The sequence below is a fragment of the Microbispora sp. NPDC049633 genome (assembly GCF_040675265.1).
GTDB classification, from domain to species: domain Bacteria; phylum Actinomycetota; class Actinomycetes; order Streptosporangiales; family Streptosporangiaceae; genus Microbispora; species Microbispora maris.
The window spans coordinates 1-2,535 of sequence record NZ_JBFAOO010000385.1 but is presented as its reverse complement, the minus strand read 5'-3'; the positions used below and the strand labels follow the sequence as shown (position 1 = coordinate 2,535).

General features: G+C 72.1%; 3 protein-coding genes. All 3 read right to left on the bottom strand.

Annotation, left to right across the window (positions count from 1 at the left end):
• Nucleotides 1-164: 164 nt before the first annotated feature.
• The 3 genes from AB0J39_RS39185 to AB0J39_RS39175 are packed head-to-tail and all read right to left on the bottom strand — an operon-like array spanning nucleotide 165 to nucleotide 2,246.
• The gene (locus tag AB0J39_RS39185; protein WP_363474239.1) at nucleotides 165-1,427 is read right to left on the bottom strand and encodes a cytochrome P450; all 1,263 of its coding nucleotides are present in this window, start codon (nucleotides 1,425-1,427) and stop codon (nucleotides 165-167) included.
• 1 nt (nucleotide 1,428) lies between these two features.
• Nucleotides 1,429-1,629: a ferredoxin gene (locus AB0J39_RS39180; RefSeq protein ID WP_363474237.1), complete on the bottom strand. Its 201-nt coding sequence runs from the start codon at nucleotides 1,627-1,629 to the stop codon at nucleotides 1,429-1,431.
• Complete coding sequence (locus tag AB0J39_RS39175) at nucleotides 1,626-2,246, bottom strand: helix-turn-helix domain-containing protein (RefSeq protein WP_363474235.1); 621 nt, start codon at nucleotides 2,244-2,246, stop codon at nucleotides 1,626-1,628. Before AB0J39_RS39175 ends, AB0J39_RS39180 begins: the two co-directional genes overlap by 4 nt.
• Nucleotides 2,247-2,535 lie beyond the last annotated feature (289 nt).

Below are 2,535 nucleotides of genomic sequence, written 5' to 3'. Positions count from 1 at the left end.
CTCGGCGACGCCGGGGAGGCGGACCGGCTCGCCCTGCGCGGCGCCGCGTACGTGCGCGAGCGCTACAGCTGGGCGCGCACCGCCGCGCGCACCCTGGCGGCGTACGCCGAGGCGGCGCGGCCACGCCGATCAAGCGCGCGCTGACAGACCTCGCGGCGGCCCGGTCAGCCGATGCGGACCGGGAGCGTGCGCGGACCCCGCACCTGACCGGGGGCCCAGGTCACCGCCGAGGGGTCGGCGAGGCCGAACACGGGAACCCGCTCCAGCCAGACCTCCAGTGCGACCCGGAGCTCCATGCGGGCCAGGTGAGAGCCCACGCAGCGGTGGATGCCGAGCCCGAACGCCGCGTGCCGGTTGATCTCACGATCGATGATCACCTCGTCGGCCCGGTCGAACTGCGCGGGGTCGCGGTTGGCGGCGGGGAACGACAGCAGGACCCAGTCGTCGGCCTTCATGTCGGCGCCGCGCCAGTTCATGTCCTCCTTGACCAGCCGCGCCATCGTGACCGGCGCGTACGCCCGGAGGAACTCCTCCATCGCGGTCGGCAGCAGCCCGGGCTCGGCCACCAGGCGCTCCCGGTCGGCCGGGGTCTTGGCCAGATGCCACAGCGAGGCGCCGATCGCGCTCCACGTCGTGTCGATTCCGGCGATGAGCAGCAGGGCGATCGTGCCGGCGACGTGCGAGGGTTCGAGCTTGCGGCCGTACAGCTCCACGTCGATCAGGTAGGTCGTGAGGTCGTCGCGCGGGTCGGCGACGTGGTCGCGGATCTGGGCGTACAGGTAGTCGAACAGCTCGTCCATGCGCGCCAGCCGCTCCTCCGGCGGCAGGTTGACGCCCTCCAGAGCGCTCTCCACGAACCTGCGGAACCGCGGGCCGTCCTCGGGCGGGAACCCCAGCATGTCGGCGATGACCCGCATGGGGATGTGCTGCGCGTAGTCACGGGCGGCGTCGACGACCTCGGCGCCCTCGAACGAGTCGATCAGCGAGTGGCAGAACGCGCGTGTCGCCTCCTCCCGCCGCGCCACCTCCTTCTTGGTGAACGCCGGGAGCAGCAGCTTGCGCGCGTCGTGGTGGAACGGCGGGTCGGAGGAGATCGGCGGCACGGCCCCCACGGGCGCGATCTCCGCCGGCGGCCGGTAGTTGCTCATGATGATCGACCGCGAGGAGAAGCGCTCGGTGTCGTACGCGATCGCCGCGACGTCCTCGTACCGGGTCGGCAGCCACCCGCCGCCGAACCTGTCGGTGTGCGCGATCGGGCAGCGCGCCCGCAGGTCGTCCTGGATCGGGTACGGATCGGCGGCCCACTCGGGCTCCATGTGGGAGAAGTCGGTCGCCCAGTCCGACACCGGACCGGCGATGACCTCGTTGCGCGTGCCGACGGGCGGCTCCTGCCGGAAGTCGCGGGTGAAGCGGTCGTCGACGGTCATGTCAGGCCTCCTCGGCGAGGACGACCGCCCGTTCGGGGCAGTTGGCGGCAGCGACGCGTGCCGCCCGCTCACCGTCCGGCGGCACGATGCCGTCGCCGAGGACCCGCCCGTAGCCCTCGTCGTCCTCGCCGAACAACTCCGGGGCGAGGTCGTAGCAGCGGCCGTGTCCCTGGCACCGCTGCGGATCGATGGTCACTTTCACCGCGTGTTCCCCTTCGTGGAGGAGTCCGGCCGGATGGGGGCGAGCGCGGCCACCAGACGGGTGAGCAGCGCGCTCCAGTCCTCCTCGTCGACCGCGTGCTCGTCCGGCGGGACGAGCGCGCTGCCCAGTGCGAGCAGGAGACAGAAATGGGCGATCGCGGCGGGCGACAGCGCGGGGTCCAGTTCGCCGCCGTCCTGGGCGGCGCGCACGAGCCCGGCGAGCCGGTCGGCCCGGTCGCCGACGTAGCCGCGCATCGGCCGGGCGACGTCCTCGTCGCGACGGGCCGCGACCATGGCCTCGACGATGAGGTGACCGCCCGCGTCCCGGCGGCGCTGCAGCCTGCGCCCGACGGCGATCAGCAGGTCCGCGACGGGCCGGTCCGGGTCGGCGGCCAGCAGGTCGGCCAGCAGCCGCGGCCCGTGGGTGCGCAGCGCGGCGACCAGCAGCTCGGCCTTCGAGCCGAAGTGCGCGTAGAGTGCGCCGTTGCTCACGCCGGCGGCGGCGGCGATGTCGGCCACACGCGTGCCCTCGTACCCGCGCCGGGCGAACACGTCGGCGGCCGCGCGCAGCAGCCTCTCCCGTGTCTCGGCGGCGGTGACACCCGCGATCCGCCCCATAGCAGAATTAAATGATTGTTCATTTGATTGCGTCAAGACCGCGCATTCCTGCTGCCGAAACCCCGTCAAGGTGCCCGGTGTGACGACTGCCGGACAAAAGACGCAAACTGACAGAATGTGGAGTAAATGGGGTATAAATGATCGCTTCGTCGACGTAGCGCTGGCGGCGGCCGTTCTCGCCTTCACCATCCCCACCACGCTCATCGGCTACAGCTTCTCCCTCTGGGGCGGCGCCCCGGACGCGGCCGAGATCGTCGCGGGGATCGTCACCGCGGCGGCCATGCTGGTG